Here is a 7,255-nt window from a genome sequence, read left to right on the forward strand (position 1 = left end):
ACCCGCACCGGTCACCTTCGACCCGAAGACGCGCTCGACGAGATTGTGCGGTTCTTCGAGGCGCGGGTTTCCGCCTTGCGACGGAGCGGGGTCGCTGCCGACCGGCTCATCCTCGATCCGGGGATGGACCGGCGATTGGTCCATGGCGAAACGGCCGACCTTGCGCCGACCGGCTTCGGGCAACAGGTCCGCGAAGCCATGGACCAGCGCCGCGAGCATCATATCGAACAGCGCGACGCCACGCGCAACAGGGACGGCCGAATCTTCTACCGGCGCAACCTTCTCGCCATCCTGCGGGAGCGCGAGGTAGCCGGCGTCGGATCGGATATGGCTTTGAGTAAGGGCCTGCCGTTCCGCGCCGCCACGGACGGCGAGAGCGTCAGCGGCAAGTTTACCGGAACCGTGCATCTATCGAGCGGCAAGTTCGCCGTGGTCGAGAAATCCCATGAGTTCACCCTTGTCCCGTGGCGGCCGATCATCGACCGCCAACTCGGCCGCGAGGTTATGGGCATCGTGCAGGGCGGGTCGGTGTCGTGGCAGTTAGGGCGGCAGAGGGGGCTGGAACGCTGAGTGCGCCCATGCCGCATTGCGAAGCAAAAGATAATCGGATAAAATGTAGCAATTCATATTCGTAAGCGTGGAGTAATCAGATGGGAAATTCCAAGTCAGCAGACAAGTAAGCCGCAACAACCAGTATTGTTGTTGCGGCGCTCTGTAAGGCTAGTCTCATCTGATTGCTGACGAGCAGACGTCGCCCGGTATTCCTTAATCGAGGGTTGATTCGTCATGACCACCACACGCCCCGCGTGGGCCTATACGCTGCCGGCAGCACTGCTGCTGATGGCTCCTTTCGACATCCTCGCTTCACTGGCGATGGATATTTATCTCCCTGTCGTTCCAGCGATGCCCGGCATCCTGAACACGACGCCCGCTATGATCCAACTCACGTTGAGCCTCTATATGGTGATGCTCGGCGTGGGCCAGGTGATTTTTGGTCCGCTCTCAGACAGAATCGGGCGACGGCCAATTCTACTTGCGGGCGCAACGGCTTTCGTCATTGCGTCTCTGGGAGCAGCTTGGTCTTCAACTGCACCGGCCTTTGTCGCTTTCCGTCTACTTCAAGCAGTGGGCGCGTCGGCCATGCTGGTGGCGACGTTCGCGACGGTTCGCGACGTTTATGCCAACCGTCCTGAGGGTGTCGTCATCTACGGCCTTTTCAGTTCGATGCTGGCGTTCGTGCCTGCGCTCGGCCCTATCGCCGGAGTATTGATCGGCGAGTTCTTGGGATGGCAGGCGATATTCATTACTTTGGCTATACTGGCGATGCTCGCACTCCTAAATGCGGGTTTCAGGTGGCACGAAACCCGCCCTCTGGATCAAGTCAAGACGCGCCGATCTGTCTTGCCGATCTTCGCGAGTCCGGCTTTTTGGGTTTACACTGTCGGCTTTAGCGCCGGTATGGGCACCTACTTCGTCTTCTTCTCGACGGCTCCCCGTGTGCTCATAGGCCAAGCGGAATATTCCGAGATCGGATTCAGCTTTGCCTTCGCCACTGTCGCGCTTGTAATGATCGTGACAACCCGTTTCGCGAAGTCCTTTGTCGCCAGATGGGGCATCGCAGGATGCGTGGCGCGTGGGATGGCGTTGCTTGTTTGCGGAGCGGTCCTGTTGGGGATCGGCGAACTTTACGGCTCGCCGTCATTCCTCACCTTCATCCTACCGATGTGGGTTGTCGCGGTCGGTATTGTCTTCACGGTGTCCGTTACCGCGAACGGCGCTTTGGCAGAGTTCGACGACATCGCGGGATCAGCGGTCGCGTTCTACTTCTGCGTTCAAAGCCTGATAGTCAGCATTGTCGGGACATTGGCGGTGGCACTTTTAAACGGTGACACAGCGTGGCCCGTGATCTGTTACGCCACGGCGATGGCGGTACTGGTTTCGTTGGGGCTGGTGCTCCTTCGGCTCCGTGGGGCTGCCACCGAGAAGTCGCCAGTCGTCTAACCGACGACTGGTAGCAGGCCCGCTCCGATGCGGCGCACTAACCATCGAAACCTCGTGAATGTCGGTATCCTGTCTGGCAGGATACCGCTCATTTCCCTTGTCCCGTGGCGGCCGGTCATCGACCGCCAGCTCGGCCGTGAGGTCATGGGCATCGTGCAAAGCGGATCGGTGTCGTGGCAGTTGGGGCGGCAAAGGGGCATAAGCCTCTAATCTGTTGTAGATGAACGCAGCCGCTCGAAACCAGCGATGAGGCTGTCGAGTCCGAAGTTGAACGCAGCATCCATGCCGTCTGTTTCCAACTCGTGAAACAGATCGTGCAGGAAGGACGACGGTGCTTGCTCGGACACATCTGGCCTGTCCGGAACTCTCTCATCGGCATCAGATGCCTGCTGCTCGAGAACGGAACCGACCACATAGTGACTGACCGCCCGGAGCGCCCAAACGGCGCGCTTCGGACAAAAGCCCTCCGCGCAGAGAAAGCGTATTTGCGTCTCGGCGGTGCCAAAATTCGGTTCTGTCGGTCGAGTGCCGGCATGGATACGCGCGCCGTCCCGATAAGAGAGCAACGCCGTTCTGAAGCTCAGGGCATTCTCTTTCAGGAACACCCGCCAGTCCTCATTCTCTTCGGGTAGCGAGCGGGTATGGCGTTCCGCCAGCATCGCCTCGGCGAGCGCATCAAGCAGCGCTCGCTTGTTCTGGAAATGCCAGTAAAGCGCAGGCTGCTGAACCTTGAGGCGTTCAGCGAGCTTCCGCGTCGTCAGGCTGTCCATGCCAACCTCGTTCAACAGCTCTAGCGCCGCCGCGATCACGGTGCCCTTGTCCAGTTTGGTCATTCACGTTCCTTCGCCAGTGCTTGACAATTTATCACCGATAAGTTATATGTCCATCTCCTTATCGTTGATAAAGTCGCTCCATTGAGCGGCGCTGGAGTTTCAGGTGCGCAGCTCTGCCATCATTGCCCTGCTGATCGTGGGTCTTGACGCCATGGGTCTCGGCCTCATCATGCCCGTCCTTCCGACGCTTCTGCGTGAGCTTGTGCCAGCAGAGCAGGTCGCTGGACACTATGGTGCCTTGCTGTCGCTCTATGCATTGATGCAGGTCGTCTTCGCGCCCATGCTTGGACAGCTTTCGGATTCTTACGGTCGGCGTCCGGTACTTCTGGCTTCTCTTGCAGGAGCCGCAGTCGATTACACGATTATGGCATCAGCGCCGGTCTTATGGGTGCTCTATATCGGCCGACTCGTGTCCGGCGTCACGGGCGCAACCGGAGCTGTAGCAGCCTCAACCATTGCCGATTCGACGGGGGAAGGTTCTCGCGCACGCTGGTTCGGCTACATGGGGGCCTGTTATGGGGCGGGCATGATTGCCGGGCCAGCACTTGGTGGCATGCTCGGTGGTATCTCTGCTCATGCCCCGTTTATCGCCGCCGCCCTTCTCAACGGGTTCGCGTTCCTGCTTGCCTGCATTTTCCTCAAGGAGACTCATCACAGCCATGGCGGGACCGGAAAGCCGGTTCGCATCAAACCATTCGTTCTGTTACGGCTGGATGATGCATTGCGCGGGCTAGGTGCGCTTTTCGCAGTTTTCTTCATTATTCAACTGATCGGCCAAGTGCCTGCAGCCCTATGGGTCATATATGGCGAGGACCGTTTTCAGTGGAACACCGCGACCGTTGGTTTGTCGCTCGCGGCGTTTGGGGCAACACATGCGATCTTCCAAGCGTTTGTTACCGGCCCGCTTTCAAGCCGGCTTGGAGAGCGGCGCACGCTGCTGTTTGGCATGGCTGCGGATGCGACTGGCTTCGTTCTTCTGGCTTTTGCCACGCAGGGATGGATGGTGTTCCCGATTCTGTTGCTGCTTGCCGCCGGGGGTGTTGGCATGCCGGCCTTGCAGGCAATGCTCTCAAACAATGTCAGCAGTAACAAGCAAGGGGCTTTGCAAGGAACGCTAACGAGCCTCACCAATCTAAGCTCTATCGCAGGACCGCTTGGCTTCACAGCACTCTATTCTGCCACCGCCGGGGCATGGAACGGTTGGGTTTGGATTGTCGGCGCGATCCTCTATTTAATATGTCTGCCAATACTACGCAGACCATTCGCAACTTCATTGTGATTTAGTCATGGCGATTTGGCATGCGTAGACTTAGGAGAAATGACGGATTAAATCTGTTGAGCAATCATCTCCTTTCGGGGCGAGTGCCAATGATGACCTTAGTTCACACTCTCGCTGTCGCCGAATATCTCAACTTCCGTCACGCCGCCAACGCGCTCGGCGTTGCACAGTCCAGCGTCAGCGCCCGCGTGAAGGCACTGGAAGAAGACCTCGGCATCCTCTTGTTCGAGCGTCATGCGCGCGGCGTTCGGCTGACCGAGGCCGGACGCCATTTCGTCGAGCGGATAGCCGTAGGTATTGACCAACTCGACCATGCGGTGAAAACCGCCGGCATGGCGGCAGCCGGAGAAAGCGGCCGGCTTCGTATCGGTATCCATGCCCTGATTCCGCATAGCTTCCTCGCAAAGCTGATCGGCCAATACCGCAAGGATTACCCCGATGTTGAAGTCGAGATCGCCGAAGGCCCGGCCCGTGAAGCGGTGGTGCAGCTTCGCGCCGGCAGGTTGGACGTGGCGTTCGTCGCGGGCACGCCCCAACCACCCGACTGCCATTCCCGTCGCACATGGACCGAACCGCTCTTGGCGGTGCTACCGGAACGGCATCCGCTCGCCAAGCGGTCAGCCGTCACATGGCCCGATTTGGCAGGCGAGACGTTCCTTGCGTATAGGAAGTTCAAACGCCCTTTTCGGGCAGTCTGCTGGGTAGGCGGCGGTCGCGCAAGCCCCGTTTTGGGCACGGATCGGACGTCTGTGAGTGGGATTTCGGCATCGCGGGGCCACGCAGCGGCGTTGTCAGCAGCCATGCTTCGCTGATTCCCGACAGCGGGCCGAGCGCCGCCCTGCGGATCGTGGCCGCATCGGCTCGGATTCCGGTTTCGCCGTCGGCTGTGCAGCCGGCAGATCGTCACGCGGCTTGCACTGGCGGCGCGCGCGCTGCGGGCCTGTAGTGCGCTTCTTCCCGCGCGCCGTGCTTCTCGAAGTGGGCGAGGATGGCGAGGATGGCGGTGGGTTCCTCGATGCTGGCGACGATCCGCACGGTGCCACCGCAGTGGACGCAGGCGGTGACGTCGATGGAAAAGACCCGCTTGAGCCGTTGCGCCCAGCTCATCGCACGGCGCTTCTCCTCGGGGCTGCGCGGCGCGTCGTGGGCGCTGACGTCCACTGGCGCCGCATCGCCCGCAGGCCGCTTGCCGCGCCCCGAGGGCGTCAGCTGCGCACGCAGGTTTGCATTCGGGGCGAATACGCCGTGGAAGCGGGTGAGATGCGCGCGAGGTGGCGGGACCAGCGCCGCCAGCTTGGCGATGAAATCCACCGGATCCCATTCCACATGCGTGGTGCCATTGCGCCACGGGGTCTTGAGCTGGTAACGCACCCTGCCCTGGAGCGCTATCGACAGCCGCTTCTCGCTGATCGCCGGGCGCGTGATGTAGCGGCACAGCTTTTCCAGCTTGTGGCTTTCGTGTGCTTCGGCCGCCACGCCGGCATGCAGTGAGAAGCCGCCGACCTTGCCGGCTTCGCCCTCCAGCGAACCGGCGTCACCGGGCAGCGTTTGCAGCGTGACGACCTTGCAGCCAGCGTCGCGGCCGGTGGCGATGCGGTAGGTGATCGAACTCATCCGCAGCCCATCCATGCTGTCGTCGCCTGCAGCGCTGTCTGCCAGGAAGGCCGATTCGCCCTCCCCTTCGAGCCAGCCTTTGCGCGTCAGGTGCCGACACACCCGGTGCGCGATGGTAGCTGCCAGCTGGGTCAACTGCGCGGTGGTGGGCGCACGGGCGCGGTGCAGGCGCAGTTCGCGCCGCGGCAGCTCGGTGGCTTCCACGTACACGCCGTCGAGCCACAGCATGTGGAAGTGGATGTTCAGGTTCAGCGCGCTGCCGAAACGCTGGATCAGCGTCACCGCGCCGCACTGGGCGCTGGCGCGGTCGATGCCGGCTTGATCGGCCAACCAGCCGGCGATCACGCGCTGCACGATGCCCAGCACCGGGCCAATGGCTTCTGGCTTGCTGGCGAACAGGAAACGCAAGGGGTACGGAAAGCTCAGCACCCATTGCCGCACAGGCCGCGGGCCGAACACCTCCTCGACCAGGTGCCGCGCACTCTCGGCCATGCGTCGCGCGCCGCAACTCGGGCAGAACCCGCGCTTCTTGCAGGAGAAGGCCACCAGCCTCTCTGCACGGCAGTGCTCGCACACCACCCGCAGGAAGCCGTGCTCGAGTACGCCGCAACGCAGGTAGGCATCGAACGCCTCGCGGACATACCCGGGCAGCGAGCGGCCCTCCGCTTCGATCCGTGCAATGAAGTCCGGGTAGTGCGCCTCTACCAACGCGTACAGCAGCGTGCGCTCGGGCGCGTGGCGCGCGTACCGCGAACCGGTGTGGGCGGACGGCAGTGGCGCGCATCCCGCGGCTTGCCGCCGGGATGTGGCGAGGCGCGGCACGCAGCGCTCCGGTGCGGGGACGGCTGCTCAGTGTTGCGCCTGTGTTCGCACGTTCGTATCGGTGCGTTCTGATCTTCGCGTCAGACATTGCCGCGGCGCGGGCACAACAAAAAGCCCGGCATCGCTGCCGGGCTCCGGCCCCGTCCTTGGGGCCTTGATGTCGGGTCGTTGCCGGGATCGGACCGCGCTGGCGCGGTCCGGTTCCCTGACGACCGGGCCAACCGGATCAGAAATCCATGCCGCCCATGCCGCCCATACCGCCAGCACCCGGCATGGCCGGCTCTTCCTTCTTCGGCACTTCGGCCACGACCACTTCGGTCGTGATCGCAAGGCCGGCGACGGAAGCGGCGTGCTGCAGGGCCGAGCGGGTCACCTTGGTCGGGTCCAGGATGCCCATGGCGATCATGTCGCCGAACTCGCCGGTGGCGGCGTTGTAGCCGTAGCTGCCTTCGCCGGCCTTGACGTTGGCCACGATCACGCTCGGTTCTTCACCGGCGTTGGCCACGATGGCGCGCAGCGGGGCTTCCAGCGCACGGCGGGTGATGGCGATGCCCAGGTTCTGGTCTTCGTTGATGCCCTGCCAGGGCAGATCCGTGCACAGCACCTTGCCGTAGAAGAACAGCAAGGCCGCCAATGCCTGACGATGCGTGGAGACCGAAACCTTGCGCTCGTTCGCCAGCCAGGACAGAAATGCCTCGACTTCGCT

General features: G+C 62.2%; 7 protein-coding genes and 1 pseudogene. 5 read left to right on the forward strand and 3 right to left on the reverse strand.

Going from position 1 to position 7,255, the window contains the following annotated elements:
• The 3 genes and pseudogenes from H0484_RS14865 to H0484_RS14875 form a co-directional block, all read left to right on the forward strand.
• On the forward strand, positions 1–570 hold a 570-nt coding region (locus H0484_RS14865; protein ID WP_226955429.1), incomplete at its 5' end, for a DUF3363 domain-containing protein.
• Positions 571–786: 216 nt separating this feature from the next.
• Complete coding sequence (gene floR, locus H0484_RS14870) at positions 787–2,001, forward strand: chloramphenicol/florfenicol efflux MFS transporter FloR (protein WP_000214122.1); 1,215 nt, start codon at positions 787–789, stop codon at positions 1,999–2,001.
• 93 nt (positions 2,002–2,094) lie between these two features.
• A pseudogene (locus H0484_RS14875) lies at positions 2,095–2,211 on the forward strand (DUF3363 domain-containing protein); the annotation flags it as partial.
• On the opposite strand, the gene tetR(G) reads toward H0484_RS14875, so the two are convergent.
• Positions 2,208–2,834, reverse strand: a complete 627-nt coding sequence (gene tetR(G), locus H0484_RS14880; RefSeq protein ID WP_000163574.1) for a tetracycline resistance transcriptional repressor TetR(G) — start codon at positions 2,832–2,834, stop codon at positions 2,208–2,210. The pseudogene H0484_RS14875 and the gene tetR(G) sit on opposite strands and share 4 nt — an antisense overlap.
• A 103-nt stretch (positions 2,835–2,937) precedes the next feature.
• Here tetR(G) and tet(G) point away from each other — a divergent pair, with 103 nt between their 5' ends.
• Positions 2,938–4,113: a tetracycline efflux MFS transporter Tet(G) gene (gene tet(G) / locus H0484_RS14885; RefSeq protein ID WP_001257840.1), complete on the forward strand. Its 1,176-nt coding sequence runs from the start codon at positions 2,938–2,940 to the stop codon at positions 4,111–4,113.
• Positions 4,114–4,202: 89 nt separating this feature from the next.
• Complete coding sequence (locus H0484_RS14890) at positions 4,203–4,925, forward strand: LysR family transcriptional regulator (RefSeq protein WP_223151157.1); 723 nt, start codon at positions 4,203–4,205, stop codon at positions 4,923–4,925.
• A gap of 91 nt (positions 4,926–5,016) precedes the next feature.
• Here H0484_RS14890 and H0484_RS14895 read toward each other — a convergent pair whose 3' ends face one another.
• Together H0484_RS14895 and H0484_RS14900 are read right to left on the reverse strand one after the other, a co-directional pair.
• Positions 5,017–6,549: an IS91-like element ISCR3 family transposase gene (locus H0484_RS14895; RefSeq protein ID WP_449288528.1), complete on the reverse strand. Its 1,533-nt coding sequence runs from the start codon at positions 6,547–6,549 to the stop codon at positions 5,017–5,019.
• Between the two features lie 226 nt (positions 6,550–6,775).
• Positions 6,776–7,255, reverse strand: a 480-nt coding sequence (locus H0484_RS14900; RefSeq protein ID WP_065675099.1) for a TCP-1/cpn60 chaperonin family protein, incomplete at its 5' end; no start/stop codon positions are given.

Source organism: Mesopusillimonas faecipullorum (genome assembly GCF_020539505.1).
Taxonomy (GTDB): domain Bacteria; phylum Pseudomonadota; class Gammaproteobacteria; order Burkholderiales; family Burkholderiaceae_B; genus Mesopusillimonas; species Mesopusillimonas faecipullorum.

Excerpts from the sequence above, each read along its gene's own strand:
- floR (WP_000214122.1), top strand. The coding sequence starts at position 787 with ATGACCACCACACGCCCCGCGTGGGCCTATACGCTGCCGGCAGCACTG.
- H0484_RS14890 (WP_223151157.1), top strand. The coding sequence starts at position 4,203 with ATGATGACCTTAGTTCACACTCTCGCTGTCGCCGAATATCTCAACTTC.